This is a genomic window from Cupriavidus sp. C2SS-8b, from assembly GCF_057073745.1.
On record NZ_CP172717.1, the window covers coordinates 601081 to 627738 of the forward strand.

At 65.9% G+C, this 26658-nt stretch carries 26 protein-coding genes; 15 read left to right on the forward strand and 11 right to left on the reverse strand.

Translation table 11 applies throughout. From position 1 onward, the window contains the following. Positions 1 to 28 precede the first annotated feature (28 nt). The 4 genes from ACIGJB_RS19670 (at position 29) to ACIGJB_RS19685 (ending at position 4553) form a co-directional block, all read left to right on the forward strand. Complete coding sequence (locus tag ACIGJB_RS19670; RefSeq protein WP_483733975.1) at positions 29 to 1528, forward strand: amidase family protein; 1500 nt, start codon at positions 29 to 31, stop codon at positions 1526 to 1528. 110 nt (positions 1529 to 1638) lie between these two features. Then, positions 1639 to 3087, forward strand: a complete 1449-nt coding sequence (locus ACIGJB_RS19675; RefSeq protein ID WP_483733976.1) for an MFS transporter — start codon at positions 1639 to 1641, stop codon at positions 3085 to 3087. Between the two features lie 13 nt (positions 3088 to 3100). Continuing rightward, entirely contained in the window at positions 3101 to 3742 is a 642-nt protein-coding gene (locus ACIGJB_RS19680; RefSeq protein WP_483733977.1) for an aspartate/glutamate racemase family protein, read from the forward strand. 46 nt (positions 3743 to 3788) lie between these two features. Next, positions 3789 to 4553 (forward strand): fumarylacetoacetate hydrolase family protein, encoded by a 765-nt coding sequence (locus tag ACIGJB_RS19685; RefSeq protein WP_483733978.1) that lies wholly within the window; start codon positions 3789 to 3791, stop codon positions 4551 to 4553. A gap of 35 nt (positions 4554 to 4588) precedes the next feature. Here the strand turns inward: ACIGJB_RS19685 and ACIGJB_RS19690 are convergent, their stop codons facing one another. From ACIGJB_RS19690 to ACIGJB_RS19700, 3 genes are all read right to left on the reverse strand, one after another. After that, entirely contained in the window at positions 4589 to 5314 is a 726-nt protein-coding gene (locus tag ACIGJB_RS19690; RefSeq protein WP_483733979.1) for a hypothetical protein, read from the reverse strand. 2 nt (positions 5315 to 5316) lie between these two features. Then, positions 5317 to 6555, reverse strand: coding sequence for an MFS transporter (locus ACIGJB_RS19695; protein ID WP_483733980.1), 1239 nt, complete (start codon positions 6553 to 6555; stop codon positions 5317 to 5319). 187 nt (positions 6556 to 6742) lie between these two features. Beyond that, positions 6743 to 8449 (reverse strand): ABC transporter ATP-binding protein/permease, encoded by a 1707-nt coding sequence (locus ACIGJB_RS19700; protein ID WP_483733981.1) that lies wholly within the window; start codon positions 8447 to 8449, stop codon positions 6743 to 6745. A 246-nt stretch (positions 8450 to 8695) separates the two neighbouring features. Between ACIGJB_RS19700 and ACIGJB_RS19705 the strand changes: the two genes are divergently transcribed. Beyond that, positions 8696 to 8866, forward strand: coding sequence for a hypothetical protein (locus ACIGJB_RS19705; protein ID WP_483733982.1), 171 nt, complete (start codon positions 8696 to 8698; stop codon positions 8864 to 8866). 234 nt (positions 8867 to 9100) lie between these two features. Next, positions 9101 to 9871, forward strand: a complete 771-nt coding sequence (tolA, locus tag ACIGJB_RS19710) for a cell envelope integrity protein TolA (RefSeq protein WP_483733983.1) — start codon at positions 9101 to 9103, stop codon at positions 9869 to 9871. 2 nt (positions 9872 to 9873) lie between these two features. On the opposite strand, the gene ACIGJB_RS19715 is transcribed toward tolA, so the two are convergent. Continuing rightward, a complete protein-coding gene (locus ACIGJB_RS19715) occupies positions 9874 to 10440 on the reverse strand; it encodes a hemerythrin domain-containing protein (protein WP_483733984.1) in 567 nt (188 codons plus the stop codon). 182 nt (positions 10441 to 10622) lie between these two features. Here ACIGJB_RS19715 and ACIGJB_RS19720 point away from each other — a divergent pair, with 182 nt between their 5' ends. Both ACIGJB_RS19720 and ACIGJB_RS19725 read left to right on the forward strand, forming a co-directional pair. Further along, complete coding sequence (locus tag ACIGJB_RS19720) at positions 10623 to 11543, forward strand: hypothetical protein (RefSeq protein ID WP_483733985.1); 921 nt, start codon at positions 10623 to 10625, stop codon at positions 11541 to 11543. Between the two features lie 5 nt (positions 11544 to 11548). After that, entirely contained in the window at positions 11549 to 12919 is a 1371-nt protein-coding gene (locus ACIGJB_RS19725; RefSeq protein WP_483734730.1) for an APC family permease, read from the forward strand. 21 nt (positions 12920 to 12940) lie between these two features. Here the strand turns inward: ACIGJB_RS19725 and ACIGJB_RS19730 are convergent, their stop codons facing one another. Next, a complete protein-coding gene (locus ACIGJB_RS19730; protein WP_483733986.1) occupies positions 12941 to 13405 on the reverse strand; it encodes a YaiI/YqxD family protein in 465 nt (154 codons plus the stop codon). A 113-nt stretch (positions 13406 to 13518) separates the two neighbouring features. Between ACIGJB_RS19730 and ACIGJB_RS19735 the strand changes: the two genes are divergently transcribed. Then, entirely contained in the window at positions 13519 to 13923 is a 405-nt protein-coding gene (locus ACIGJB_RS19735; RefSeq protein WP_483733987.1) for an SRPBCC family protein, read from the forward strand. 717 nt (positions 13924 to 14640) lie between these two features. Here ACIGJB_RS19735 and ACIGJB_RS19740 read toward each other — a convergent pair. Continuing rightward, entirely contained in the window at positions 14641 to 15756 is a 1116-nt protein-coding gene (locus ACIGJB_RS19740) for a BON domain-containing protein (RefSeq protein WP_483733988.1), read from the reverse strand. A gap of 222 nt (positions 15757 to 15978) precedes the next feature. After that, complete coding sequence (locus ACIGJB_RS19745) at positions 15979 to 16911, reverse strand: LysR substrate-binding domain-containing protein (protein ID WP_483733989.1); 933 nt, start codon at positions 16909 to 16911, stop codon at positions 15979 to 15981. A gap of 160 nt (positions 16912 to 17071) precedes the next feature. Here ACIGJB_RS19745 and ACIGJB_RS19750 point away from each other — a divergent pair, with 160 nt between their 5' ends. Genes ACIGJB_RS19750 through ACIGJB_RS19760 form a run of 3 tightly spaced genes read left to right on the forward strand, consistent with a single transcriptional unit; the run spans position 17072 to position 20362 of the window. Beyond that, on the forward strand, positions 17072 to 18064 hold the full coding sequence (locus tag ACIGJB_RS19750) for a Bug family tripartite tricarboxylate transporter substrate binding protein (RefSeq protein WP_483733990.1): 993 nt from the start codon (positions 17072 to 17074) through the stop codon (positions 18062 to 18064). 41 nt (positions 18065 to 18105) lie between these two features. Further along, positions 18106 to 19131, forward strand: coding sequence for a 2-oxoadipate dioxygenase/decarboxylase family protein (locus tag ACIGJB_RS19755; protein WP_483733991.1), 1026 nt, complete (start codon positions 18106 to 18108; stop codon positions 19129 to 19131). 13 nt (positions 19132 to 19144) lie between these two features. Beyond that, a complete protein-coding gene (locus ACIGJB_RS19760; protein ID WP_483733992.1) occupies positions 19145 to 20362 on the forward strand; it encodes an aminotransferase-like domain-containing protein in 1218 nt (405 codons plus the stop codon). 14 nt (positions 20363 to 20376) lie between these two features. Here ACIGJB_RS19760 and ACIGJB_RS19765 read toward each other — a convergent pair whose 3' ends face one another. After that, the gene (locus ACIGJB_RS19765; RefSeq protein ID WP_483733993.1) at positions 20377 to 21012 is read right to left on the reverse strand and encodes an FMN-binding negative transcriptional regulator; all 636 of its coding nucleotides are present in this window, start codon (positions 21010 to 21012) and stop codon (positions 20377 to 20379) included. Positions 21013 to 21210: 198 nt separating this feature from the next. Between ACIGJB_RS19765 and ACIGJB_RS19770 the strand changes: the two genes are divergently transcribed. Then, on the forward strand, positions 21211 to 21813 hold the full coding sequence (locus tag ACIGJB_RS19770) for a glutathione S-transferase family protein (RefSeq protein WP_483733994.1): 603 nt from the start codon (positions 21211 to 21213) through the stop codon (positions 21811 to 21813). 68 nt (positions 21814 to 21881) lie between these two features. Here the strand turns inward: ACIGJB_RS19770 and ACIGJB_RS19775 are convergent, their stop codons facing one another. Continuing rightward, positions 21882 to 22793, reverse strand: coding sequence for a sterol desaturase family protein (locus tag ACIGJB_RS19775; protein WP_483733995.1), 912 nt, complete (start codon positions 22791 to 22793; stop codon positions 21882 to 21884). A gap of 274 nt (positions 22794 to 23067) precedes the next feature. Here ACIGJB_RS19775 and ACIGJB_RS19780 point away from each other — a divergent pair, with 274 nt between their 5' ends. Both ACIGJB_RS19780 and ACIGJB_RS19785 read left to right on the forward strand, forming a co-directional pair. Next, on the forward strand, positions 23068 to 23358 hold the full coding sequence (locus ACIGJB_RS19780) for an EF-hand domain-containing protein (protein WP_483733996.1): 291 nt from the start codon (positions 23068 to 23070) through the stop codon (positions 23356 to 23358). Positions 23359 to 23480: 122 nt separating this feature from the next. Then, positions 23481 to 23963: a nucleoside deaminase gene (locus tag ACIGJB_RS19785; protein ID WP_483733997.1), complete on the forward strand. Its 483-nt coding sequence runs from the start codon at positions 23481 to 23483 to the stop codon at positions 23961 to 23963. Here the strand turns inward: ACIGJB_RS19785 and ACIGJB_RS19790 are convergent. Together ACIGJB_RS19790 and ACIGJB_RS19795 are read right to left on the reverse strand one after the other, a co-directional pair. Further along, positions 23950 to 24891, reverse strand: a complete 942-nt coding sequence (locus ACIGJB_RS19790; protein WP_483733998.1) for a hypothetical protein — start codon at positions 24889 to 24891, stop codon at positions 23950 to 23952. The two genes, ACIGJB_RS19785 and ACIGJB_RS19790, sit on opposite strands and share 14 nt — an antisense overlap. Further along, the gene (locus tag ACIGJB_RS19795; RefSeq protein ID WP_483733999.1) at positions 24888 to 26222 is read right to left on the reverse strand and encodes a glycosyltransferase family 2 protein; all 1335 of its coding nucleotides are present in this window, start codon (positions 26220 to 26222) and stop codon (positions 24888 to 24890) included. The genes ACIGJB_RS19790 and ACIGJB_RS19795 overlap by 4 nt, the downstream gene beginning before the upstream one ends. Positions 26223 to 26658: the final 436 nt, after the last annotated feature.

A 26658-nucleotide genomic window follows, 5' to 3' on the forward strand; every position in this document is an offset into this window, starting at 1 on the left:
CTGCGCGTCGGGTGCAAGGAAAGCAAACATGGAATCCAACCTCGAATCCGGCACCAGCGTCATGGAGGCCACCGTGTACGGCGTGCATGCCGCCATGCGCGAAGGCCGGCTCACCGCGCGCGAGCTGGTGCAGGGCTATCTGGACCGGATTACGGCCTATGACAAGGCCGGCCCGCGCATCCACAGCGTGCTGCAGCTCAATCCGCAGGCGCTGGCGGACGCCGACCAGCTCGATGCGCATGCCGCGGCAAGCCCGTCCGCGCCGCTTGCGCCTTTGCATGGCATCCCCGTGCTGATCAAGGACAACATCGAATGCGCCGGCGTCGAGACGACGGCAGGCGCGCGTTGCCTGCAGGGCAACGTGGCGCGGGAGGATGCCTTTATCGTGCGCCGCCTGCGCGAGGCCGGCGCCATCGTGCTGGCCAAGACCAACCTGCACGAGCTGGCTTCGGGCGGCGAGACCGTCAGCACGCTGGGCGGGCAGACCCTGAACCCCTATGACCTGACGCGCACGCCCGGTGGCTCCAGCGGCGGCACCGGTGCCGGTATCGCCGCCAACTTCGGGCTGCTTGGCATCGGCACGGATGGCATCAACTCGGTGCGCTCGCCGGCGTCGGCGAACAACCTTGTCGGCCTGCGCCCGACCATGGGGCTGGTCAGCCGCAGCGGACTGGTCCCGTGCGGGCTGACGCAAGACACCATCGGTCCGCTCACGCGCACCGTGGCCGATGCCGCGCTGCTGCTCGACGTCATTGCCGGCCACGATCCGGCCGACCCGGTGACCAGCCACGCGCCTGCGCATCTCCCGCGAAGCTACACCGATGGGCTTGACCGCGATGGCCTCAAAGGGGCACGCATCGGCGTGCTGCGCTCGTTCTTTGGCGATGGGGCGGAGCATCGCGCGGTCAATGCCGTCATGCAGCGCGCGCTGGCCACCATCGCGGCCCGCGGCGCCGAGTTGGTCGAGATCGACGAGCCGATCCACCCCGACACGCTGCTGGCCGACACGCTGGTGCACCTGTACGAAATGCAGGCCGATCTCGACGCCTACCTTGCCAACGTGCCGTCCGCCGTGCCGGTCCGCTCGATGGCGGACATGATCGCTTGCGGGACCGTGCATCCCGGCGTCGCCGGGACGCTGAAGAACGCCGTGGCGCTGGCAGGCAACGAGCGCGAATACCGCGAGCGTCTGCAGCGCCAGCAAGCCTTGCGCGATCGCATCCTGGGGTTGATGGCGATGCATCGTCTCGATGCGCTGGCGTTTCCGCACCAGCGGCGACTGGTCGCGCCCGTGGGCGAGGCCCAGGCCGAGCGCAATGGCGTGCTGGCCTCGGCCACGGGCTTTCCGGCCATCGTCATACCGGGTGGCTTCTCCGAGCCGGACGCCAATGCGCCGCATGGCGTTCCGGTCGGTCTGGAGTTCTTCGGCCGGCCGTTCTCCGAGAGCGTGCTGTTGCGATTGGCCTATGCGGCCGAGCAGGCCATCGGCGCACGACGGCCGCCCAGCTGCGCGCCGGCGCTGAGGTAGCACGGCGCCGCAGGCGCACTTTCTTTGCTGCTCTGCCAAGACCGGCCAACGATGCCGGCGACAGGTTTGCGGATACACCGTGACTGACCTCAATTCGAGGAGGAGACAACATGGGCGCAGAAGTGAATGTTCAATCGTCGCGTTCCCCCCAGCAGCACGAACTCGACCGGGCAATGGATGGCATCGGCGTTACCGCCGCACACAAGAAAATCATTTTCCTGATCATGCTGGGCGTGATGTTCGATGTCTTCGAGCAGAACGCCGTGGGCCTGGTCGGACCCATCTTGCGCGAGCAATGGGGCATATCGGTCGCGCATATCGGCTTTCTCAATACGCTGACCTTCAGCGCGGCCGCGCTGGGGCGCGTGGCGTCCGGCTATATCGCGGACAGCTACGGCCGCCGCACGATGCTGAACGTGAACCTGCTGCTGTTCACGCTGGGCGCGATCATCTGCGCGCTCGCGCCGAACTACACGGTGCTGGCAGCGGGCCGGTTTATCGTCGGCATCGGGCTCGGCGGTGAAATCTCGGTCGCCGTGACGATCCTGGCCGAGTTGTGCTCCACGCGCTTTCGCGGCACCGCGGTCGGCATGGTCAGCGTAGGCAGCGGGGGGCTGGGCAATATGCTCGCGCCTGCCTTCGGTCTGGCTGTGTTCGCGCTGTTCCCGGGACCGGACAGCTGGCGCTGGCTGTTCGGCTGCCTGGTGGCGCCTGCCATCTTCGTGGTGTTCTACCGTCGCTTCATCCCGGAGACTCCGCGCTTCCTTCTGTCCAAGGGCCGCGTGGATGAGGCCAATGCCGTGCTCTCCGGCCTTGCCTCCGGGCGGCTAGGCAAGCTGCGCGGCGAGCCGACGCCATACATCAAGGAAGCCGTCCGGGACGACTCGCCCCGGGCCCGTGTGCGGCTGCGCGACGTGTTCCAGGGCCGGCTGGGCCGGCGCACGATCGCGCTCGGTATCGCGGTGTCGATGACGTATGGCGCGCAGATCTCGGTGCTGACGCTGATGCCGACCATCCTGATGTCGCAGGGCTACACCATCTCGAAAAGCCTGCTGTTCACGATGGTGATGCAAAGCGGCAGCCTGTTCGGCGCGCTGGCGGCCTCATATTGCGGCTATCACTTTCCGCGCAAGCGCGTGCTGACCATTGGCGCCGGGCTGGCATGTGCGGCGGGACTCAGCTTCGGCTTCCTGACGTTCAACGTAGGGCTGGTGCTGCTGTTCGGGGCCTGCTTCACGTTCTGCGTGGTGCTGCTGAATACCTCGATCTGGATCTTCGCGCCGGAGCAGTATCCGACCGACGTCCGCGCCTTCGGCACCTCGCTGATCCTGGCGCTCGGTACACTGGCTGGCGCGCTGACGCCGCTGGTGAGCGGGCGCGTGTTTGAAACCTACGGCGTGGGCGGCATGTTCAGCATGCTGGCCGCTATGTACGCGGTATTCGCCGTGAGCGTACAGTTCGCGCCGGAGACGTTTGGCAGGCCGATGGGCGAGCCCGAGGTGGAAGACGAGCCGCAACTGGCCGTCGACACGCGTACCGCCAGCGCCGGCCAATCCTGAACCCGTGGATGAAATGCCCCATATCCTGCTGATCAACCCGAATACGTCGCAGGCGACCACGCAGATGATGCTGGAGATCGCGCGTGCGAGTCTCGACGGACGGGCGGAAGTCCGTGGCCTGACCGCGCCAAGCGGGGTGCCCATGATCGTGGGCGAAGCTGACCTGCACACGGCCGCGGAGGTGGTCGGCGCGCTGGACGTGGGCGACGCCTGTGGTGTCATCGTCGCTGCCTTTGGCGATCCCGGCGCCGAGTTGCTGCGGCGCCGGCTCGCGGTGCCGGTGGTCGGCATCGGCGAGGCGGCCATGCGCGAGGCGGCGCAGCATGGGCGCTTTGGCATCGCCACAACCACGCCGGCGCTGGCCGCGTCGATCGAAGGCAAGGTCCGGCAGTTCGGGCTGGAAGCCGCCTTTACCGGCGTGCGCCTGACGCCGGGCGATCCCTGGCGGCTCGGCCAGGACCCTGCGGCACTGGAAACCGCGCTGGCGGCCGCCGTGCAGGCCTGCGTGGAGATCGATGGCGCACGCGCTGTGGTCATCGGCGGCGGTCCGCTCGGCCGCGCGGCGCAGGCGCTGGGCGAGCAATTCGCCATTCCCGTGATCGGGCCTGTTCCGGCCGCGTGTGAAGCGGTCTTGCGCGCGGTGGCGCGGCAATGACCCCCATCACCATTCACATTTTTTCCATCAAGGAGTTGTCCCTGGCATGACCAAGACCCAGATTGATGCAGTCGCCCAGACACTGATTCACGCGCGCCGCGAGCAGCGCTGCGCCGATGCGCAGGCATTCGCCACGGCGCTTGCCACCCCGGATGACGCCTATGCCGTGCAGGCGGCAGTTGCCGCGTCACAGGGCTGGCATGCAGCCGGCCCGGGCTACTGGAAGTCAGGCGGCGCTTCACGGCAGGCCCGGTTGACGCACGCGCAACTGCCTGCCGACGGTGTGTGGAATAGCCCCGCAAACGCGGCGAACTGGAATTTCACCTGGCGCGGCATCGAGGCCGAGATCGCCCTGCGTCTCGGCCGTCCGGTCAGTGCGGAAGAAGCCGCCGCATTCGATAGCGACAGCGCAGCGAACTTCGTCGATGGCATGGCGGTCTCCATCGAAGTCGTGGATTCGCGCTGGCAGCAGTACACCGACGCGCCTTCGCTGCTGAAGCTTGCCGACTTGCAGGCGCACGGTGCGCTGGTGCTGGGCGAATGGCGTCCCTACAGGGCGCTCGACTGGACCACGCAACGCTGCCATGTCCGGATCGGCGCGCAGAGCTTCGAGCGCACGGGTACGCACGCGCTGGGCGATCCGGCTTATGGGCTGGGGGAGTGGCTGCGCCATGCCACGCGCGATGGGCAGCGTGTGGAGGCCGGCACCGTTGTCACGACGGGAACATGGGTGGGGATCCTTCCCGCGGCGGCCGGCGACCTGGTAACGGCGGAATTCGATGGCATCGGGCGGGCGTCGATCCAGTTCTGACCGGACAACATGCGCAGCTTCGCTGCCCGGCTGACTTAATCCGCCCGGCACCACTGGCCAGAGTCATGGCGGACGCTCACGCATTCGCCATGCAGCCAGACCTGTTCTTCGTCCAATGTTGTCGCGGTCGACGCAGCCACGTCGAAGGCGATATCGAGCGCGCGCGCAATGCGGAGGTCCTCGACCGGAAGCTCCCACGTCAGGAACAACTGGGTGCAATCCTGCCCGTCCGCGAAGTCGGCCTCGTCAAAGCCCTTGCTGCCGCGCGGGAGCACGCCATGCGGCTGGCAGGTGTCGAAGACCAGCGCCGTCCCCCGGCGCAGCGGGATGCGCAGGTCCAGTGACGGGAAATGTACGTCCTGCCCCTTGTCCTCGCTCAGGAAGAGGTTGCAGAAGGCCGCGCCGCCATACTGCTCGCCGTCATGGTGATACCTGGCGCCGCGGCAAACCATGAGGGCCACGTCGCTGGTGGCCAGTACGCCGGCCAGCCCAAGCTGCGCCGTCCAGTCGGACACCGCCTGCACGCAGTACGCGTATTCGGGCCAGCGTGCCCGCGCCCGGGCGAGCGGCATGACCTCGACATCGCCCGCGTCCAGCGTCATGTGGCGCGAAATTTCGCGTGCCCAATCCGCTAGCAGGCGCGCCGGCGGCGCCGGTATGTCGAGGGTGCCGGACAGCACGATATCGCTCACGCTCCGGCTTCTGAGGCAGTCGCCGCTCCAGAAGAACGACGTCAGGATGTCCGGGGCGCGAGATGGCACGATCAGGACGCCTGCGGCACCGTCATGCCGCCGCGCTGCATGGCCAGCACCGACCAGGCAAACACGGCCAGCCCGCCCATCGCCAGCAGCGCGCCGACCCAGCCGGTGGAGGTCCAGCCCAGGCCCGCGGCGATGCTCACGCCGCCAAGCCACGCACCCAGCGCATTGGCCAGGTTGAAGGCCGAGTGGTTGAGGGCGGCGGCCAGCGTCTGGGCGTCGCCGGCCACGTCCATCAGGCGGATCTGCAGCGCTGGCCCGAGCGCCACAACCGTGCCGATCAGCAGCACATTGGCCGAAGCCAGCCACGGATACGGCGCGGTCAGGGTGAAGGCGCCCAGGACCAGCGCGGACCACACCAGCACACCGCCGATGGCCGGCGTCAGCGCCTTGTCCGCCAGCCAGGCGCCAGCCAGGTTGCCCGCCACCATGCCCGCGCCGAACAGCGCCAGGACCACCGGAATGGCGCCCGGCGGCAGTTGGGCCACTTCGAGCATGGTGGGCTTGATGTAGCTGAAGACGGCGAACATGCCGCCGAAGCCGATGGCGCCGATGCCCAGCGTCAGCCATACCTGCTTGCGCCGCAGCGCCGTCAGTTCGCGCAGCGGGCTGGCGGACCGGTCCGCCGGGACGAATGGCACCCAGCGCCACACCAGCCCCACGGTGAGCAGGCCGATGGTGCCCACGATCACGAAGGCGGCGCGCCAGCCGAGCCAGGCGCCGACGGCCGCTGCAATCGGCACGCCGACCAGCGTCGCGACGGTCAGCCCGAGCATGACCAGGCCCACCGCCTGGGCGCGGCGCTCGCGCGGCACCAGTCCGGCCGCGACCAGCGCCGCCACGCCGAAGTAGGTGCCATGCGGAAAACCGGTCAGCAGCCGCGCCATCAGCATGGAGGCATAGGCGGGCGCGACCGCGCTGGCGAAATTGCCGGCGGCAAAGGCCGCCATCAGCGCGATCAGCAGGTTGCGCCGCGGCCAGCGCGCGCCCAGCACGGCCAGCAGCGGGGCGCCGATCACGACGCCCAGCGCATAGGCGCTGATCAGGTGGCCGGCCTGCGGGATCGAAATGGCCAGATCGCGCGCGGCGTCGGGCAGCAGGCCCATGATCACGAATTCGCCGGTGCCGATGCCGAAGCTGCCTACGCCGAGGGCCAGCAGGGCACGGCGGCTTTGCGAGGCGGAGAGGGTGTTGCCGGACGAGGGCGCGGAAAGGGAATCGGAGGTGCCGTGAGGAGCCGTCATGGGGGAGCGCGAGATCTTGTATTGGTCCAGTCGCTGCTCGCTGGCGGGCGGGATCTGCGTCCTGCCTCGTGCTGCCAGCGCGCTCCGGCGCAGCGCGAGTGCGCATTGTGCCGGAAAACTCCAATGTGTGCTGGCGGTGACGGATGCGCCTCGCGCGTGCGGGCAATGCCACCTGCGCGGGCGGAGCCTACCAGGCGAAGCGGTAGTCGTGCGCCGGCTGCAGCTGCCAGTCGCCATTGCCGCGCAGTTCCAGCACCTGGACGTGATACTTGAGCAGGGTGGGGCGGTGGCTGATGCTGACGATCGTGGTGGGGCCGCTGGCGAGATGGCTGTAGAGCCGGGCTTCGTTGTCGACGTCCAGCGCGCTGGTGGCTTCATCGAGCAGCGCGTAGCGCGGACGCGCCAGCAGCAGGCGCGCGAACGCCAGGCGTTGCTGCTCGCCGAGCGACAGGACCTTGCTCCAGTCGAGTTCCGCATCCAGTCCGCCGACGCGCTCGGCCAGGTCGGGCAGGTTGACCATCTCGAGCAGCTTCAACAGTTCGCTGTCCGCGATGTTGCGCTCCTCGTGGCGTGGGTACAGCAACTGGCAGCGCAGGTTGCCGACCGCCATGTACGGATGCTGAGGCAGGATCAGCATCTGCCCGGGCCCGGGGTGCACGATGCGGCCGCTGCCGCAGTTCCACAGGCCGTTGACGGCCCGCATCAGCGAACTCTTGCCGCCGCCGCTGGGCCCGACGATCAGCAGGCTCTGCCCCGCGCCTACCGTGACGGTAAGGTCTTTAAGCAAGGTACGGCCGTAATCGGGCGTATGCAGGGTCAGGTGCTCGACCGACAAGGTGTCGCCCCGGCGGCGCTCGATCTGGCTGCCCGGCTTGCGCCGCAGCACGCGCGTGTGCGCCAGCGACGACGCAAACGTGGCCAGCCGGTCCAGGCCCGCCACGAAACGGCTCAGGCTCTCGAAGTTGTCGACGATCACCGTCAGCGCTGCCAGCACGGCCGTGAAGGCGCCAGCGGCCTGGATCGCGCTGCCGACTTCGAGTTCGCCGTCCAGCACGCGGTTGGCGACGATGACGCTGGGCAGCATCAGCGTCAGGAACGCATAGGCGTACTGGAACAGGTAGAGGTTCAGTTGCCAGCGGTTCAGGCGGTTGTAGTTGGCGAATACATGCTGGAACCGGCCGCGCACGTGATCGGATTCATGCTGCTCGCCGCGGTGGAAGGTAATCGACTCCGCATGCTCGCGCACCCGGATCAGGCTGAAGCGGAAGTCGGCCTCGCGCTTGAGCTGGTAGAAGTTCAGGCCGATCAGCACCTTGCCGAAGCACATCACCGAGACCACCGTGCCGCACACGGCATAGAGCACCAGGAATAGCACCAGCTCGCGCGAGATCGACCACAGCACCTCGCTGAACGCTACCAGCTGCAGCACCGAGCCCAGCATCAGCAGCAGGAAGTACAGGGACTGCTGCGTGAAGGTGCTGATGTCTTCCGAGATGCGCTGGTCCGGGTTGTCGATGGCGGTGCTGGCACTCAGCGTGTAGAACGCGCAGCCGCCGAAATATTTGTCCAGGTACTGGTGCGTCATCCAGGTCCGCCACTGCATGAACAGCCGGTTGCGCGTGTAGTAATAAAACGCGTAGACCGGGACGGCGGCGATCAGCACGTAGATGAAGATCTGGATGGCGTACCAGAAGCGGTCCGCGTCGCCGGCGGCGAGCGCCGAGGCGAACTCGCCGGTCTGCTCGTTGAATCGCACATTGGTCCAGGTTTGCCCGAGCAGCAGGCACACCAGCACCGACAACAGTGCCCATGCCTTCCACTTCTCCCGGGACAGCCAGTATGGCTTGGCGATGTCCAGGAACCGCTTCCACAGATTGCCGCCGCGCGTAGACATGACCGTATCGTTTTGACAAGGCGGGGAGCCTTCTGGCGATGATTTGCCGGGACTCCGGCCGCTAACATTGGGCGAACCAGCATAGGGCATGCCAGGGGATGCACGGTCCTGCCGCGACTTGCGTCGTGGTGGTTGCGGCACGTCTGGAGTCAGAACCCGCCTACGCACCTTTGCGCCTCCCGCCGATGCTGCGTCGGAGCATCGGCAACTACATTGACTTTAGCCGATTCACTGCCGGAGATAGTTATGTCATTCGCGCTCTTCCTGATCGGACTGCTGGTACTGGTGGGCGGGATCGCCTGGGGGCTGTCGATCGCGGGCGTGGCGCCCGTGTACATCGGCATTGCCTGCCTGGTCATCCTCGGCCTTGGCATCATGGCCGCTGTTTCCCGCACGCGCACGAAGGATCCTTCCTAGGCACATCGGATCGGTCGCGCATCACGGGCGGGCATGTTGCCCGCCTGGTCCTGGCGCGGCCATCCGGAATATTTCCGCTCCTGCGCCGCACTTCATAGAATGGACCATGAAGTGCGGCCTTCGGGCCTGTCCTGCTTCGTCGAGTGTAGCGAAGCTTGACCCGCCTGGGGCGCACGTCGCATCGTACGAGATGGTTGCCATCCCGACACCGAACCGCGGCGAGGCAGGTGATCCATGCAGACCGGCGTCCTTCCCTTACAGCCCGTCCAGGAACGGGGCTCCCTGCCTTGTTTCCTGGCGGCATTGTTCATGCACGTGCTGCTTGGCGCACTGCTGTACTACGGCGTGCATTGGCACAACGCGGTGCCGGAAGGGGTATCCGCCGAACTGTGGGACGCGGTCCCCGAGGCCGTCCCGAACGTGCCCGCTGAGCCCCCGGTCAAGCCGGCTCCGGCCGTGAAGCCGGTGGAACAGCAAAGCGCCGATATCTCGCTGCAGGAAAAAGCGCGCAAGGAACGTGCGGCGCGTGATGAACAGAAGGCGCAGCACGAAGCGCAGGTCCGTGCCGAGGCCGCCCGCAAGGCCGCGCAACGCGAAGCGCAGCACAATGCAATGGAAGCGCAGCGCCAGGCCAGCAACGCCGAACGCGCCAGCGAACTGTCGCGCCTGCGCGCGCAGGCCGGGGGCGCCGAACCGAACAACGGTACCGGCACGTCCGGAAAGCCATCGTCCGGCTATGCCGAGCGCGTCCGGCGGCGGGTCAAGCCAAACATCCTGTTCAGCGAAGAGATCAACGGCAATCCGGCGGCCGTCGTGGCGGTGCGCATGGCACCCGACGGCTCGATCCTGTCCGCCAGGCTTGCCAGGTCGAGCGGCAATGCCGCGTGGGACAACGCCGTGCTGCGCGCCGTGTCGCTTTCCGACCCGTTGCCCCGCGACGAAAGCGGTGCCGCGCCGCCCGAGATCCGGATCACGTTCTGGCCGAAGGACCTGGGGAGTTCGTAGTTTCAGCCCGGACTGGACGCCGCGCGCTCCTCGCTTTCGATCTGCGCGCGCAGGACCATGAAGCGCTGGTGCACATCCGCGCCAAAGAGCGGGTCCGCGCTGGCCGGAACGGCCTCGTCGACGTCTTTCCAGTCCGCGGCCGTCAGCAACCGGGCCGTGCGCGGCATGACGTGCCGCTCCTCGGAGGAAAGATGGTTGCGGTAGTACACCAGGTACATGGCCGCGGCCGCCTCAAGGGCCGCGCGCGAACTGATCATGTCGCTCTCGGCCTCGTTCAGGCGGTCCACCAGCGTCTCGCCGACGTTCGCGATGACACGGTGCTCCTGCTGGAGTCGGTTTACCACGATCTCCATGTCGGGATCGCGCTCGACCAGACGGGCGTAGGCAATATCCTCGCGCGGATGGTGCACACGATCACCGAAATGCCGCATGTAATGGATAATCGACGCCATCAGGCTGTAGTTCGGCCGCTCTCCCCGATTGAACAGGATGACCTGGCTTTCCAGGAGGTCCAGCAGTCGGGCGAAATGGACATGGTCTTCATGCCAGGTGGAAAGCGGGGTGGCCATGGCGGGACTCCATCGGTTAAGTTTGGCGCCTTTGAGGCCACGTCATATCGAAGCCTCACGCTGAACACTATGCTTCCGCCCGCGCCTCTCTCTGATCTGGATCAAAGTTCTGCGTAAGGTCTGGATCTGTCAGGCAGCTGGTCGTGGTTATGCGTTCAACCTTCACAGCGGAGGAGACGTCTATGCGCAGCAGCGGGCACCCGGCGGCGAGGGGCGTGGTGGGTTGGCTTGCAAGCCGGCTGTGGTTCCGGGCGCTGGGTCTCGCCGTGCTGATGTCGCCGGGCGGGGTGATGGGAATGGAGTTCAGGATCTATCACCAGCCGCAACTGGATCTGAAGATGATCATCGGCGAGGGAAAGATCCAGGACGGCGACGCGGACCGGTTCCTCGCGGTCGCGCGCATGGCTGGCCGCGACGGCGAGGGACTCGTCCCGCTCGTCCTGAACAGTCCCGGTGGCAATGTCGAAGCCGCGTTCCGGATGGTCGATGCCATGGACAAGGTACGCGTCTACACCGCCGTTCCGGACAACGCCAGGTGCGCGTCCGCTTGCGCCTCGATCCTGTTCGCTTCCGGCGAACGCCGCAGCGTCGTGGGCACGGGGCAGCTGGGCTTTCACAGTTGCTACCGGCGCAACGGGAGGACCATCACCGAGGACTCGCTCTGCAACGAGGTGATCGCGGCAAACGCCATGCAGCGCGGGGTCAGCCACGCCGCCATCAACCAGTTCGTCAAGCAGTATGGCGCGCAAGACATGGCGTGGATTCACCGCAATGTCGCTTGCAGGTCGTTGCAAGGGTTGTGCAAGGCGGGGCTGCTTGAAACCCGGAGCGAGTCAAAGCCTGCGCTGATGCGCAGTTTTACCTGCAGCCAGCTTATTTCCGTTCCGGCCCAGCTGATCTGCGGCGATGCGGAACTGGCCAGTGCCGACCAGGCGCTGGCGGGGCTCTACGAGCAGAAGCTGAGCGCGTCCGCGAACAAGGCGCGGCTGCGTGCGGATCAACGGGACTGGCTGCGCGGTTCGCGCAATTTGTGCAGCGACAAGGCTTGCCTGCTGCGAAGCTATCGCCTGCGCATGGACGCGCTGAAGCAGGTGCGGTCGTGAAACCTATGGACGAACCCGCCAGGCTCAACGCCGATTCGCTGGGCATCGTCGAATCGGTGATCATGGGCATCGCCGGCACGGCGCCGGCCTACAGCATCGAGATCACGACTTCGACGATCATCGGGACGGCGGGCACGCTGGCACCGGCGAGCATCCTGGTGTGCGGGGTCGTCATGTTCGGCATTGCCTACGCGTTCATCAACCTGAACCGCGCGCTGGCCAGTGCCGGCACGTCCTATTCATGGGTCAGCATGGTGTTCGGACGTACGCTCGGATTTTTTGCGGGCTGGGCGCTGCTGGTGCTGTGCTGCGTGTTCATGGTTTCGGCCATGATCCCGGCGGCCAACGCCACGCTGCTGATCCTTGACCGGCCGATGATGAACAACGTGCACTACGTGACGCTGATCGCGGCGGCATGGCTGACCTTTGTCAGCGCGGTCGTCGTCAAGGGCATCAAGCTCACCAGCTACGTACAGGTGCTGATGACGATCATCGAGGCCATCATCCTGCTGGCGATCATCGTCGCGAGTTTCGTCATGTTCCCGCGTGCGCCGCAGCACCCGTTCTCGCTGGCGTGGTTCTCGCCCTTCGCGTTCACACCCAGGTTGTTTGCCAACGGCGCGCTGGTGGCGATCTTCTTTTTCTACGGCTGGGACGTGACCATGAACCTCAGCGAGGAGACGCGCGACGCCAACCGCATCCCCGGCCGTGCCGCGTTCTGGTCGATGGTGTTCCTGATGGCGTTCTTCCTGGTCTTCATCGTCATCACGCTGCTCGGCCTGTCCGATGCCGAGATTCAGCACTACAACACCAACGTCATTTTCGCCATCGCGCAGAAGCTGTTCGGACCGACCTGGGGCTATGTCTCGATCATCGCGGTCTTGCTGAGCACGGTGGGAACGGTCGAGACGCAGATGCTGCAGTTCACGCGCACGTTGTTTGCCAAGAGCCGCGACGGCGCGCTGCACCCGCGCTATGCGCGCCTGCATCCGCGCTGGCACACGCCGCACATCGCCATCTTCTTTATCTGGATCACCGGGCTCGTGCTGCTGTTCGTGTCGTCTTACCTGCCAACCATCAACGTCATCCTGCAGGATTCGATCACGGCCATCGGCTTCCAGATCTGCTTCTATCTCGGGCTGACCGGGCTGGCCTGCGGTTGGTACTACCGCGGGATGCTGGCCCGTGGACCGTGGCTGGCCGTGAGCCACGTGATCTGGCCGGCGGCCAGCGGCATCTTCCTGTTCTTCATCGCGCTCTACAGCATCCCGACCTTCGACTGGGTCACCAATGTCGTCGGCATGGGCGGCATTGCCATCGGCGCCATTCCGCTGTTGCTGAATCGCAAGCGCATGCGGTCGGTTCCGGCACGCTGAAGGCCTGCGGGCTGCCAGGCTTCACGCGGTGCCAGCCCGCGGCGCATGGCGTGCCAGGAAGCGGTCGAGCTGGCTTGCGAAGGTCTTGCCATCCTGGGGCGAGTAGGGTGCGGGGCCGCCGGTATCGACGCCCGCGCTGCGCAACTGCTCCATCACCTCGCGCATGGTCAGGCGTTCCTGGATGTTCTCGCGGCTGAACCAGCTGCCGCGCGGGTCGAGCACATGGGCGCCCTTGTCGAGCGCGGCGGCGGCAAGCGGGATGTCCGCCGTAATGACGAGGTCCCCGCTGGCGGCCAGCTCGATGATGCGGTCATCGGCGACATCGAAGCCCGCCGGTACCTGCAGGGCCTTGATAAAGCGGGAAGGGGGCGTGCGCATATACTGGTTGGCCACCAGCGTGACGCAGACTTCGACCCGTTGTGCGGCGCGGTACAGCATGTCTTTCACGACCACCGGGCAGGCGTCTGCATCGACCAGGACTTGCATCGCGATACTTCCAATTGAGAGAGGGAGCGGTCATATTACTGCCTGCACGTGTGTCGGTGGGAACGAACATGGTGCATGCTGAATTAAGTCGGATTGACCACAAAAGGAAAACCATGAAGATCCAGGTAGAAACCACGGTCGCGGCCCCCATGGAGAAGGTCTGGCGCGCCTACACCACGCCGGCGGACATCAAGCAATGGAATGCCGCGTCAGAGGACTGGCATACCACGGCCGCCACGGTCGATCTGCGCGTGGGCGGCGACTTCTCTTCGCGGATGGAAGCGAAGGATGGCAGCATGGGATTCGACTTTGCCGGCACCTACACCAGGATCGAGGAGCACAGGCTGATCGAGTACGCCTTTGGCGACCGCACCGCGCAGGTCGAGTTCGCCGATACCCCGCGGGGCGTTACTGTGCGCGTGAGCTTCGATGCCGAATCGGAGTTTCCGATCGAGCAGCAGAAGAGCGGGTGGCAGAGCATTCTGGACAATTTCAAGAGGCATGTCGAAGCGCACTAGCCGTTTTCACGGCGACGCATGATGCGGCCTGCCTGGTGTAGGCCTTTCTTCTGGTTCATCGCCGAATTGCGGGAGATCGTGCTTGGCAAGCGCTGCTTTGCCGGCGCGGGCGGGCGGGGTTCCGTGGTGATGACCGGATCATCGCGCTTGGCAGGCGCGGCTGTTTCGCAGGCGTAGCCTGCGAGTCACTTTTTGTCCGAGCGACAAAAAGTAACCAAAAAACGCGTTTACTTGTCCTAACGGACGAATATTGATCGTAGCGTGCGAAGAATTTCGTACGGGTACTCGCTTCAGAGATAGCCCGGCTGCCTGCCGCGTGGTGCGCGCCCGCCTGCAGGCTCTCCGACAATGATTGAACCAGCCCCGAACCTGTCCGTGGCCCGACACTGCGAACGCCATCGCATCATCGCCTTCGGCTGCTGCGCGGCTCACTAGTCGGCAGGCGAGATGACATCAACGGCGCAGATGCTGGTGCTTCCGTTTTCCCTCAGCTATTCCTCCTCGGAAGTAGGTCGCAGGCTACGCCTGCGAAACAGCCGCGCCTGCCAAGCGCGATGATCCGGTCATCACCCCAGAACCGAACCTTACTTCTTCATCGGACAGCGTCAATACCCGCTCCGGGCGGAGGCATTTCGCGACGCGCCCGGCAAGACGGTCACACATCCAGGCCGCGGCCCGCGCCGCGGGCCGTACCGTTTTCACTGCGAACTACCCGAGTCATGCACGCCACGTGCTGCCCGACGACGCGTCGCTGCCAGACTGCGATGTGCTGCCGGCATCGCGGCGCACGCGGATGTCGTTGTTGACTTCGCTGACCCCGTAGGTCGCATCGACCAGTTCTTCGATGTCGTACTTCTGGCTGCGGTCGTTCACGTTCCCGGACAACGTCACCACGCCGTCCTTCACCTCGACGCTGACATCGCTGACGTCCAGCCGGTGCGCGTAGCTCAGGCGTTCGCAGACATCGTCGCGGATGCGGTCGTCGCTGCGCTTGTAGCCGCGCGGGCCGGTCGGGCGCTCATGCCGTTCCGAGGTGCCGAACAAGTCGCCCACGGCCTCGCCAATGCGGCGCCCGAAGTTGTAGAGCGTGCCATGGTCTTCGTCCCGATCCCGATCCCGATCGCGATCGTCGTCGACTTCCCAACCGCGCTGCTGCGCCGCCTCGCGGCTGTAGTGGCGGCCGCGGCGTTGATCGTCGGTCCGGTCGTCGTCCGGGTCGGTCCAGTAGCGCGTATCGCTGCGCAGGTCGCGGAAGTAGGGACCCTGGTAACCCATGCCGCGATCTCGCTCGCGCGTGCGCTCAGTGCTTTGGCGCCAATTGCGCTCGGCTTGCCTGTCATCGCGCTGCCACGCGTTCGGATCGCGCCATCCGCGGGCGCGCTCCCAGCCGTAGCCACCGTTCATGCCGGCGCGCAGGTCGCTGCCCTGGCGACGATCTTCGTCCTCGCGATTGCTGCCACGGTATTCCTCGCGTTGCGAGGAGCGTCCTTCGTCGCGGCCGCCGTAGCGCTGCTCATAGCGCTCACCATAGCGCTCACCATAGCGCTGCCCATAAGGATCACGCTCGGAAAACCCGGAGCGCTGCGCGCCATAACCGCTGTACCTGTCGTCGGGATTGCCCGACTGGCGTCCTGATCGCTGGCCGTACGACCCCTGATAGCGTTCGTCATCGCCGCCTTGCTGGCGGGCAGGCCCGCCATAGCTGGTCTGGCCAGGAGTCATTTGCCTGCGCATGCGTTCCGATTGCCAGGTGTCGCGTCCGGATTCCGGTTGCCAGTCGTCGTCGTCCCACTGCTTGCCGCGTTCGCGCGCGTCGTCGTAATAGTTGCTCATGCTCGTCCTCCGGGGAGATGCCTGTTGCGAACACGGACACGATCGCGCGGACACGATCGCGCCCGCTCTCGCATGGGCGTGTATCGGGAAAGCGGCAAGATTCGTACCGAGTGCAAGCCTGGCAGGGGACGGTGTTTGCTGGGCTTCAGGCGACCTTTGTGGCCCCCGAAGCATTGCAACGATTGCAGAGCATGTAAGAAGGGATGCCGGGTGCAAACCTTGCTAACGCGATGCGGGCCCGGCATCCGCCGCCGACTGCGCCACGGCAAACGCGCCAGCGGCTTCCAGCAGCCAGGCGCGCAAATGCTGCATCGCGGCGCTCATCGGCCGCGAATCGGGCAAGACCAGGTAATAGGCGCGGGTCGAGCGCAGCGTGCGCGCAACCGGCATCACCAGCTGGCGGCTGGACAGGTATTCCCCGACGAGAAAGCGCGGCACCAGTCCGATGCCCAGCCGCGCACGCGCGGCGGCAATCACCATGCTGTGGTGATCGTAGCGGGCGCCGCGCATGGCATTGACCTCGTCTATCCCGGCCGCGTCCATCCACTGCTTCCAGCCGAAGCTGCGCGTGGCAAGGTGCAGCAGCGGCGCGCGCGCAATGTCCGCGGCATCGATTCGCTTCCTGCGTCCGAAGAAGTCCGGATGGCAAATCGCCACGGATTCCTCGTTGAACATCAGGTCCGCGTGCGCGCCGGGATACACCGCTTCGCCAAAGTGGATCGCCGCATCGTAGGGCGTGCCATCGAACAGGAACACGTCGGACTGCGCGCTGATGTTGACCACGATCCCCGGATGGCGCGCGTAGAAATCGGGCAGCCGCGGGATCAGCCACTCGACCGCCAGCGTCGGCACGCATGCCAGCTCCACAGTGCCGCCCGCGCCTTCATGCGCCATGACGTCCAGCGTGTCGCGCTGCAGCTTGCGCAGCATCTCGCGCACCTGTCCGCTGTAGAGCGCGCCGGCCGCCGTCAGCGTGATGCGCTGGTTGGCGCGGTGAAAGAGCTGCACGCCGAGCAGGCTCTCCAGCGCCGCGATCTGGCGCGATACCGCGCTTTCGGTGATGAACAGGTCGGCCGCCGCACGGCGCAGGTTCAGGTGCAGCGCGGCGGCTTCAAAGGCGCGCAGGCTGGAAAGGCTGGGAAGTCGATGCCGCATGGGGGCGATAGCGGAGTTGATGACTAAAGGTCATCATCCTATACCGAAATCTCGCTTGAACTCGTTCAGTTGATGAGAAATCATTCGGTCCTTGCTTGACCGTATTCGGTATTCGATTGCGGCCACTAATAACGACAACATCAGGTAGACAGGAGACAGCATGAAACGCTTGTTCAGCGCGCTCGCCGCAACGACCCTCGCCGTGGGCGCCACCGTGCCCGGCATCGCGTGCGCCGAGGATTTTCCCGCCAAGCCGGTCCGCATCATCGTGCCGTACCCGCCGGGCGGCACCACCGACATGGTGGCGCGACTGATCGGCGAGCAGCTTGCCATCCAGTGGAAGCAGGCCGTGCTGGTCGACAACCGTCCCGGCGCGGGCGGCATCGTGGGCACCGGGGCCGCCGCCAAGTCGACGGCGGACGGCTATACGCTGCTGATGGGCTCGGTCGGGGAGTTCGGCATCAATCCCACGCTGTACAAGAAGCTGCCTTATGACGCCGCCGCGGATTTCGCGCCGGTCACGATGGTGGCGCGCGTTCCGAACGTGGTGGTGCTGTCGCCGGCCTTCGCCGAACGGGCCCGCGTACAGACGCTGGCGGAGTTCATCGCTTACCTGAAGGCCAACCCGAAGCGCGTCAATATGGCGTCGGCGGGCAATGGCACCTCGACGCACCTGGCCGGCGAACTGTTCCAGCGCATGACCGGTACCGAGATGAGCCACGTGGCCTACAAGGGCAGCAGCCCGGCCATCTCCGACCTGATGGGCGGCAGTGTCGATGTCATGTTCGACAACCTGCCGGCATCGCTGCCCTTTATCCGCTCCGGCAAGCTCAAGCCGCTGGCCGTGACCACGCCGGCGCGCTCGTCGGCGCTGCCCAATGTGCCGACCGTCGCGGCCGCCGGCCCCGTGCAGGGCTTTGACGCCAGCCCGTGGTTCGGCCTGCTCGCGCCGCGCGGCATTCCCGCCACGGTGGCGCAGAAGATCAGCCAGGACCTGACGCGCGCGCTCGGCGATCCAGCGGTGCAGGCCAAGATGCGCGAGCTCGGTGCCGAGCCCGCGCCCAGCACGCCGGACGCGTTTGCCGAGGTGCTGAAGAAGGATCGCCAGAAGTGGGGCGACATCGTTCGCCTGTCGGGCGCGTCGGTGGACTGACACCGCACGGCTTTTCCCTTTTATTTCCTGCTGCATTGATCATGTCTGACAAGAACGTCGTTCCTCTCCTTTCCCTCCACCTTGGCGCTTCGGCCGCGGATCGTCTGGCGCAACTGGTCGCCACGCCGGACGGACTTCCCGCCGGCGAAGCGGGGCGCCCGTCGCGCGCGGAAGTCGCGCACGCGTTGAACCTGGTGCTGTTCGCCGGCATCCTGGAACGCGTGCCGACGGGCAAGGCTTATACCGATGACGTGGCCACGGCCGGCGGCAAAGTGTATTTCGACCACGGCGCGCTGCGCACGGTGCGCTGGCAGGACAATGGCGCGCTGCCGGCTGGCGAGGCGGCATTCACGCGCATCCTGCGTCCGCTCGGCTACCGGCTCAACGGCACCTATCCGCTCGACCGCATCGGCATGACCGGCCGCTCGTACGCGCATGAAGACGCGCCGGAAGAGATCGCGCAGTTCTTTGTCAGCGAACTGCATCCCGAGCGCTTCAGCGAGGACTTCCGGCAGGCCGTCAGCCGTGTCACCGGCACCTCGGAGGATCCGTTGACACCGCGCGCCCAGTCGCTGCTGTGGGAGCTGGAGCGCGAGGGTTCGCTGTCGCTGGAAGCCGCCGCCGAGCTGATCGGCGCACTGGCGCGCTGTTTCGACCGTCAGCACGCCGCGCCGCGCCTGGATGACTATGAGCGACTGCTGGCCGAGTCGCCGGAAATGGCGTGGATCGCGACCGAAGGCAATGCCTTCAATCACGCGACCGACCGCGTGGAAGACGTGTTCGCGCTGGCCGAGCAGCAGAAGCGCATCGGCCGCCCGATGAAGGAAAAGGTTGAGGTGTCGCAGAGCGGGCGTGTGCGCCAGACGGCGTTCCGTGCAGACCCCGTGCAGCGCGTGTTCATCGACGCCGCAGGCGCCGAGGTCGTGCGCGAGGTGCCGGGCTCGTTCTACGAGTTCATCACCCGCGACCGTTATGTCGATGACGCACAGGCGGTTTCGCGTACCGACCTGGGCTTTGACGCAGGCAATGCGCAGGGCATCTTCAGGATGACCGCCGCGGCTTGCTGAGGAGGGACACGCCATGACCGCTTATCCGTTCGTGCCGGCCTTGCGGGAGCCCGAAGGATCGCCGATCCGGGAGCTGTTCAAGTACCTGTCCGACCCGGCGATGATCTCGTTCGCGGGCGGCTACCCGTCCGCCGCCCTGTTCGATGCCGAGGGCATCGGCGCCGCCTCGGCGCAGGTGCTGCGCGAGCGGCCCGCGGAATGCCTGCAGTACGGCGCGACCGAAGGCGCGCCGGCGCTGCGCGGCGCCCTGGTGGCGTTGATGGCGGAGCGCGGCGCGGTCGTGGCGGCGGAGGAATTGCTGGTCACCACGGGATCGCAGCAGGGCTTCGACTTCCTGGTGCGCTCGCTGGTGGAGCCGGGCAGCGTGGTGCTCGTGGAGGAGCCGACCTATCCGGCGACCCTGCAGGCATTGCGGCTTGCCGGCGCCGATGTGCGCGGTGTCCCGGCCGACCACGACGGCATGGACGTCGATGCGCTGGAGGCCCTGCTGGCCGATCCGTCGCTGCGTCCGCGCCTGATCTACACGGTGCCGACCTTCGCCAATCCCACGGGCGCGACGCTGACCCACGCACGTCGCCTGCGGCTGCTGGAACTGGTGGCGCGGTATCGCGTGGTGCTGGTCGAGGACGATCCGTACGGCGCGCTGAGCTTCGATGGCCCGCCGCCGGCGTCGCTGTTGGCGCTGTGCGCGCAGGTGCCCGACGCGCGTCCGTGGGTGGTGCATCTCGCCAGCTTGTCGAAGACGCTGGCGCCGGGGCTGCGCATCGGCTGGATGATCGCCGCGCCGGAGATCGTTCGCCGCGCGGTGATTGCCAAGCAGGTGTCCGACCTGTGCACGCCGCCCTGGATCCAGCTGACCGCCGCGCAATACCTGCAGTCGGGCCGGCTTGCGGGGCAGGTGGCCGCCGAAGTGGCGTTCTACCGGGACAAGCGCGACCGGCTGGCGGCGGCGCTGCGCGCGGCGTTTGGCGAGCGGATCCGCTTCGCGCTGCCAGCCGGCGGCATGTTCCTGTGGGCTGCGCTGGATGGTGTTGAGGATGCCGCCACGCTGTTGCCGCACGCCATTGCGGAGAATGTCCTGTTCGTTCCGGGGACCGGATTTTATGCGGCGCGCCGCGCGCGCGCGGCTATCAGGCTGTCATTTGCCAGCACGGATGCAGCGCAGGTTGACGAAGGCGTGCGCCGGCTTGCGCGGGCGGCGGCGCGGCTCGATGCGGAGCACGCGGGGTAGGCCGGGCGTCCGCCTCATTCCCGTGTGGCGGCCGTGTCCTTCATCGCCTGGGCCAGTTCACGGTTCCCTTGCGCCTCCAGCCCCTGAATCGCGCCCTCCCGATCCGGCACCTCATGGTGCTGGTTCAGCTTGCGCTTGCCTTCGAGCCGTGACACGCGCACCTCAATGCCCACGATATGGCGCAGTTGCTCGGCGATGTAATCGGCAGGCGCGTCGCCCATCTTCCACGGCTGCGGCTGACTGGCTTCGTGCTGCCGGGTCAGGCGGGCCACGACGCCGCGGACGAATTTTTCATCGTCCCGGATATGCAGCGTGCCGTGCGCATGCACGACCTCGTAGTTCCAGGTCGGGACACGGCGGTGCGTCTCCTGCTTGCCGGGGTACCAGTTGGGCGTGATGTAGCCTTGCGCGCCGGTGAAGATCACGAGCACCGGCGAGCCGTCGGCCACTTCGCGCCAGACCGGATTGGCGCGTGCCACATGCGCGTGCAGCACGCCACAATCGCCTTCTCCAGGTTCGAACAGGAAGGGCAGGTGATTGGCGTCTAAGCCAGCGGCGGTATGGGTGACAAGCGTGGCAAACGGATGCTCCTGCATGATGCGATGCAGGGCTTCGGCGCGCGGCTCGGCGAAATGATTGGGCAGGTACATGGGACGGTCCGGTCTGAACGGGCGTCGTCACGGGCGCGACGCCGGCGACAGTGTGCCGCGCTTCCGGTTTGATGAACATAGCCAGTTTTATACCGTCAGACCAGAACACTTGAACCGACATGGCCCCGTCTGTGTAAGACCACGATGCTATCCTGCTGCGGTCGCATCACTTCACCGAACCACCAGCAGGAGGACAGTATGACCATGACGCTCTACTACAACCCCCAGAGCCGCGCGTCGGTAGCGCGCTGGATGCTGGAGGAGGTCGGGGCCGACTACCGGTTGCAGCACATCGATTTCACCAAAGGGGAGAGCCGGTCGCCTGAATTCCTCGCCATCAATCCGATGGGAAAGATCCCGACGCTGGTGCTGGATGACGGCACCGTCCTGACCGAGAATGGCGCCATCATCGCCTGGCTGGCCGACGCCTTTCCGCAGGCCGGGCTGATGCCGCCGCCGGGGGCGTCCGCACGCGGGACTGTCCTGCGGTGGCTGTTCTTCTGTGGCAGTTGCTTCGAACCTGCGCTGACGGACCGCATGATGCGCAAGGATGCGCCGCTGTCCAGGCAGGCGGTTGGCTGGGGCGATTACGACGATGTCATCGCCACCATCGAAAAGGCCCTGACACCCGGGCCGTTCGTGCTCGGCGCGGCGTTCAGTGCGGCGGACGTCTATCTCGGGGCGTCGCTGGCCTGGGCGGGCAGGTTCGGGGCGCCGCTTGTCGGGGACAGCAAGGTGATCGAGGACTACGTCGGTCGCGTGACCGCGCGCGAGGCCTTTGCGCGCGCCGCGCGGGAGTGAGCGCCGGCGGTTCCCATAAACAGAACGGGCAGCCCAGGCTGCCCGTTCTGTTTTCCCACCCGCTCCCGTTACCGCACGCTCGCCACCAGCCGCTCGTCGGCTTGCTGCTGGCGCAGCGCTTCAGTCGTCTGCCCCTTTCCATCCGGTGCCCAGCCCGGCGGCATCGTCAGGTAGCCGATCGCATGCATCAAGCTGCCCGACTTCATCATGTCCTGGCCCAGGCTGACCCAGTGCTCGAACTGGTTGACCAGCGGGTTATGCGTGGTGGTCGGGTGGACCAGGCCGAAGCGGCACGGCTCGTCTTCACGCTCTTCCACATAGGTGCCGAACAGGCGATCGAAGACGACCAGCACGCCGCCATAGTTGGCATCGAGGTAATCGATATTCGAAGCATGGTGCACGCGGTGCGCCGACGGGGTGTTGAACACGTATTCGAACCAGCCGAGCTTGGGGATCCAGGTGGTGTGCAGCCAGAACTGGTACAGCAGGTTCAGGCTCAGCGTGGCCAGCACGACTTCCGGGCGCACGCCAAGGAGAACCAGCGGCGTGAAGAAGACGGCGGTGCCGGTGAGCTTGCCGGTCCAGCCCAGGCGGTACGCGGTGCCCAGCGTCAGTTCGTTCGGCGAGTGGTGCACCGCGTGCGTTGCCCAGAAGAAGCGGATGCGGTGCGACGCGCGGTGGTACCAGTAGTAGCAGAACTCCTGGCCGATGAAGAGCAGCAGCACGGCCAGCACGCTGTTGATCTCGACGGTGAAGAGGCGGTGGTCCCAGGCGAAGGCGAAGATCGGCGTGGCCAGCGACAGCGGCAGCAGGACCATCAGCTTGCGGCCGATCATGTCAACCAGCGACAGTCCCATTTCATGCCAGGGATAGGCCTTGCCTTGCCGGCGCGCCCTGCGTGCCAGGAAGAGGGCTTCGACTAATGAGACCGACACGACGAAGGCCGTGGCGAGGAGGGTGATCTTGTGGAGGTTGTGCATGATCGTCCTGTGTGGGAGCGGGGACGCCTGGCTTTGCGGAGCCGCATCGCTGCGTCGGTGAGGCCAATGTAGTGGGCCGCGGCGCCGGGCGCCATGCATCAAATATTTCGCCATGTGTCATGGGCGCAGGTGCGCCGCGCCGTGAAATACCGCGACATGTTTTCCACGGCGACAGGGGCGGGATGGCTTCCTATAGTTCGGTCCGTTGCCGCCGCACTGGCCAACGTTCAACACTCGCCGGCAAGGCCCGGCCATCCTTTACGGAGAAAACGTGATGAAGAAGATGATTGCAGTGCTCGCCCTGTGCATGGCTTCCGCAGGCGCGTTTGCCCAAGGTGCCCCAATGCCCGCCGCCAGTCCGCGTATGGAGCGTGCGATGCAGCAATTGCAGGCGCGCTTTGCCAGCGCAAATACCACGCATGACGGCAAGCTCACGCGCGAGCAGGCCGCCGCCGGCATGCCGAGGGTTGCGCAGCACTTCGACCAGATCGACGCGCAGCGCAATGGCTATGTAACGCTGCCGCAGATCGAGGCGTTCATGGGGCAGGCAATGATGTCGCACTGATCGCGGCGAATCGAATACGCCGTATAACAATCCGGCGCACGCCGCGGGCCCGCGCTGTCCTATAGTCGGCAGGCCCCTTTCCAGTCACCTGCCGGGGCCAGGCCATTGACGGGAGATAACGCGTGTCTGACACGGAAACCTATCTGATCGACTCCATCCGCCTTGCCATGGAGAACGTGCGCGAGCGCAATACCTGGCCCTTCGGCGCCGTGGTGGTCAAGGATGGACAGGTGGTGGCGCGAGCGGTCAACGAGGTGGACGCCACCTGCGACCCGAGCGCGCATGCGGAGATGCAGGCCGTGCGCGCCGCCAGCCGGGCCCTCGGCAAGCCGGATTTGACCGGTTGCACGGTGTACGCCAGCGGCTATCCGTGCCCGATGTGCCTGACGGCGATGTACCTGGCCGGCGTCGGGGCGGTCTACTACGCCTATTCCAACGAAGACGGCGCGCCTTATGACCTGTCCGCGGAACGCGGCTATGTCGAACTGGCGCGGCCGCCGGAATTGCGCGAGATGAAGCTGGCCTATGTGCCCGCGCGCGACGAAGGCCCGGATCTCTATGAGGCCTGGCGCGAGCGCCAAGGCAGCCCGCTCAGAAGCGAATGATCCACTCGCCCAGGGCGTAGCGGTAGTGGTAGTTCGGCCCGTTGAACGAGGCGCTGCGGTTGTAGCCTGCACGCAGGCGCAGCGACTGCGCGCCGCGGACCGGGCTCTGCAGGCCGACTTCAAACAGCCGCGTCGGCTGCTGCGTGGCATCAGCGACTTTTTCCCGGCCCAGGCCCGCGACCAGCAGTCCGGTCCAGCCCTTGTAGCGCTGGCGCCAGCCGATTGCCAGCATGCCTTCGGCGTAGTGATCCGGGTTGAAGTAGGCGCGGCCGACATCCTCCCGCGAGCTGTGATAGGCGCGGTAGCGCGCCTGCAGGGTCAGGCCCAGGTCCAGCAGCGGCTGGTAGATGATGCGCACGCGGCCATGGTCGCGGCGGTTGCCATCGGAGAAATACTGCTGGCCCGCCACGCCCACCAGCGTGACGTGCGGCCCGATGCCCTGGTCCAGCGCCAGGCCGCCAAACGTGTAGCTGACGCCGCGATCCAGTGCGGTCTGCGTTTCCACCCAGTCCCGGTTGACGAAGACTTCGAGCGAGGTGCGCTTGGCCAGCGACAGCCGGTAGTTGCCGTCGACGGTCGCCAGCGTGTGTCCACCCTGCGTGAAGACGCCGCCCTCCAGGTTCCAGCCGTTCAGCGTGGCGGGATCCAGTTGGCGTCCCAGCACGCTGATCTTCTGGCCGTGGCGGGTCCAGTCGTCTTGCTGGTAGCGATAGTCGCTCGCGCGTACGCCGAACAGGCTGTCGGCGTGCGACATGCTCGGCAGGTATTCGAGCGACACCTTGTGGATCGAGAACTTCTCGCTATCGTAGCTGGCGAGGAATTCGGGGCCGATGCCCTGATCGAGGACTTTTTCTTCCTCAGCCAGCGCCGCCTTGGTGAACAGCAACGCCAGCACCGTGTTCAGAATCGCGAATGCGCTGCGTTTCACTTGGTACCCCAGGTCTTTCTGGTCTTGAAAATCTCGTCGATATAGCCCAGCACGCTGGCGGGTTGCAGCAGCAGGCTATAGAAGATCATGTACATGCACAGGCCAACGCGGTTGCGCCTTACCTTCAGGCCCAGGCGATCGAACATTTCTTTCTCGATCGAGAACATCAGGTAGCTCATCAGCACAGCCAGCGGCAGCAGCGCGAGCGTCATGGGCCCGACAATCCAGTGGTAACCGAACAGGGCCAGCACGAGTCCGGGGATGAAGCCCAGCGTGAAAGCCAGGTCCAGCCAGGGATAGAAAAGGTTCCAGTAGACGAAGAACGTCGACAAGCGCGGCACCAGCAGGATGTTGGGATGCTGGCGGAAGGCTTCCATCATGCCGCGCGCCCAGCGCTGGCGCTGGCGCACGAACTGGCCCACGTTCTCGGGCACATTCGTGAAAATGCAGGCGTCCTCGCAATGGCCTATGCGATAGCCGGCCTTCAGCAAGGCCCAGGTCAGCACGATGTCCTCACCCACGCAGTCCGCCCAGCCACCGACTTCATTAAGGGCGTCGCGATCGTAGATCGAGAAGGCGCCTTGCGCGACCAGCGTGCCGTGGTACAGCGACTGCATGCGCTTGATGGCCGCGATGCCCTGGAAGTAGTCCCATTCCTGGCAACGCGTCAGCCAGTTCCGGCGCGAATTGCGCACCAGGATCTTGCCGGCTACGGCGCGGGTGTTGGGCGGGTCCAGGCGGTAGCGCTCGACAATACTGGTCAGCGCCTGGCGATGCAGGTAGGAGTCCGCATCGACGGTCACGACCAGCTGGTTCGTGGCCAGCTTCAGTCCTTCGTTCAATGCCTTGGCCTTGCCGCCATTCTTCGGCATGTCGAGAAGGCGCAGCCATGGATACGTGGCTTCGGCTTCGCGCACCAGCGTAGCGGTCTGGTCGCGGGAGCCGTCGTTGATGACGATGACCTGCAGCGGTGCCGGATACTTCTGGCGATCGATGCTGGCGATCGTGTCGATGATCGAGGTTTCCTCGTTATAGGCGGCGATCAGGATCGTCAGTGGCGGGTAGGCGTCCAGGTGGCGGCGCGTCGGACGCCGGTCCATGGCCAGGCTGCCGATCAGGAAGGCATTCATGAAGCCCGGGACAATGGCGATACCGCCGATGACCACCCAGGCGCCCGCCATGCCGATGTGGGACCCAAGCGATGTCAGCCAGTCTTGCGCCGCCCACACGGAGAAGGCCGTCCAGCCGATCGCTACGCCAAAGGCAATCGCAAACTTGACTCGCACCGAAAGATAGATGCGCGATGATTTGCCGGAGCCGACTTCCGCCATTTTGTGTTTTTTATCAACGTGTTGCACGTCACAACATCTTCTGGAAGGCGAAGCAGGTCATGACAGGAGATAGAGCTCATCGCCCCGCCGCGGTGATCCGGTTTCCCCCGAAACCATGTCGCAGCGAATGCAGCGAACGGTGTTTGTCAGCCTCAGGGGAGGATAGACACCGGTGCGGCAAGGGGCACAAAGCGACTACGCGACGGGCAACCCGGCATCAACAGGGTTGCACTGCGGTGAAGCACTAGCGCGGCCGCGATTGTCTTGTCAACCGGGTCCCAGGTCAAATGCTACGGAGGCTTTGTATTATTTTGCCAACAACGTCGGGCGCTGCCGTTCGGGCGGCTGCAGGCCAGGGAAGGGTGCACAAAGGACGCCTGCGGCGTTAGCGCTATCCTTCCCCGCCCTGAAGGGCGACGTATGTCGCGCCATCCGA

Coding starts and splice junctions, on each gene's coding strand:
- ACIGJB_RS19670 (WP_483733975.1), top strand. CDS start 29: ATGGAATCCAACCTCGAATCCGGCACCAGCGTCATGGAGGCCACCGTG.
- ACIGJB_RS19675 (WP_483733976.1), top strand. CDS start 1,639: ATGGGCGCAGAAGTGAATGTTCAATCGTCGCGTTCCCCCCAGCAGCAC.
- ACIGJB_RS19680 (WP_483733977.1), top strand. CDS start 3,101: ATGCCCCATATCCTGCTGATCAACCCGAATACGTCGCAGGCGACCACG.
- ACIGJB_RS19685 (WP_483733978.1), top strand. CDS start 3,789: ATGACCAAGACCCAGATTGATGCAGTCGCCCAGACACTGATTCACGCG.
- ACIGJB_RS19695 (WP_483733980.1), bottom strand. CDS start 6,555: ATGACGGCTCCTCACGGCACCTCCGATTCCCTTTCCGCGCCCTCGTCC.
- ACIGJB_RS19700 (WP_483733981.1), bottom strand. CDS start 8,449: ATGTCTACGCGCGGCGGCAATCTGTGGAAGCGGTTCCTGGACATCGCC.
- ACIGJB_RS19705 (WP_483733982.1), top strand. CDS start 8,696: ATGTCATTCGCGCTCTTCCTGATCGGACTGCTGGTACTGGTGGGCGGG.
- tolA (WP_483733983.1), top strand. CDS start 9,101: ATGCAGACCGGCGTCCTTCCCTTACAGCCCGTCCAGGAACGGGGCTCC.
- ACIGJB_RS19715 (WP_483733984.1), bottom strand. CDS start 10,440: ATGGCCACCCCGCTTTCCACCTGGCATGAAGACCATGTCCATTTCGCC.
- ACIGJB_RS19720 (WP_483733985.1), top strand. CDS start 10,623: ATGCGCAGCAGCGGGCACCCGGCGGCGAGGGGCGTGGTGGGTTGGCTT.
- ACIGJB_RS19725 (WP_483734730.1), top strand. CDS start 11,549: ATGGACGAACCCGCCAGGCTCAACGCCGATTCGCTGGGCATCGTCGAA.
- ACIGJB_RS19730 (WP_483733986.1), bottom strand. CDS start 13,405: ATGCAAGTCCTGGTCGATGCAGACGCCTGCCCGGTGGTCGTGAAAGAC.
- ACIGJB_RS19735 (WP_483733987.1), top strand. CDS start 13,519: ATGAAGATCCAGGTAGAAACCACGGTCGCGGCCCCCATGGAGAAGGTC.
- ACIGJB_RS19740 (WP_483733988.1), bottom strand. CDS start 15,756: ATGAGCAACTATTACGACGACGCGCGCGAACGCGGCAAGCAGTGGGAC.
- ACIGJB_RS19745 (WP_483733989.1), bottom strand. CDS start 16,911: ATGCGGCATCGACTTCCCAGCCTTTCCAGCCTGCGCGCCTTTGAAGCC.
- ACIGJB_RS19750 (WP_483733990.1), top strand. CDS start 17,072: ATGAAACGCTTGTTCAGCGCGCTCGCCGCAACGACCCTCGCCGTGGGC.
- ACIGJB_RS19755 (WP_483733991.1), top strand. CDS start 18,106: ATGTCTGACAAGAACGTCGTTCCTCTCCTTTCCCTCCACCTTGGCGCT.
- ACIGJB_RS19760 (WP_483733992.1), top strand. CDS start 19,145: ATGACCGCTTATCCGTTCGTGCCGGCCTTGCGGGAGCCCGAAGGATCG.
- ACIGJB_RS19765 (WP_483733993.1), bottom strand. CDS start 21,012: ATGTACCTGCCCAATCATTTCGCCGAGCCGCGCGCCGAAGCCCTGCAT.
- ACIGJB_RS19770 (WP_483733994.1), top strand. CDS start 21,211: ATGACCATGACGCTCTACTACAACCCCCAGAGCCGCGCGTCGGTAGCG.
- ACIGJB_RS19775 (WP_483733995.1), bottom strand. CDS start 22,793: ATGCACAACCTCCACAAGATCACCCTCCTCGCCACGGCCTTCGTCGTG.
- ACIGJB_RS19780 (WP_483733996.1), top strand. CDS start 23,068: ATGAAGAAGATGATTGCAGTGCTCGCCCTGTGCATGGCTTCCGCAGGC.
- ACIGJB_RS19795 (WP_483733999.1), bottom strand. CDS start 26,222: ATGGCGGAAGTCGGCTCCGGCAAATCATCGCGCATCTATCTTTCGGTG.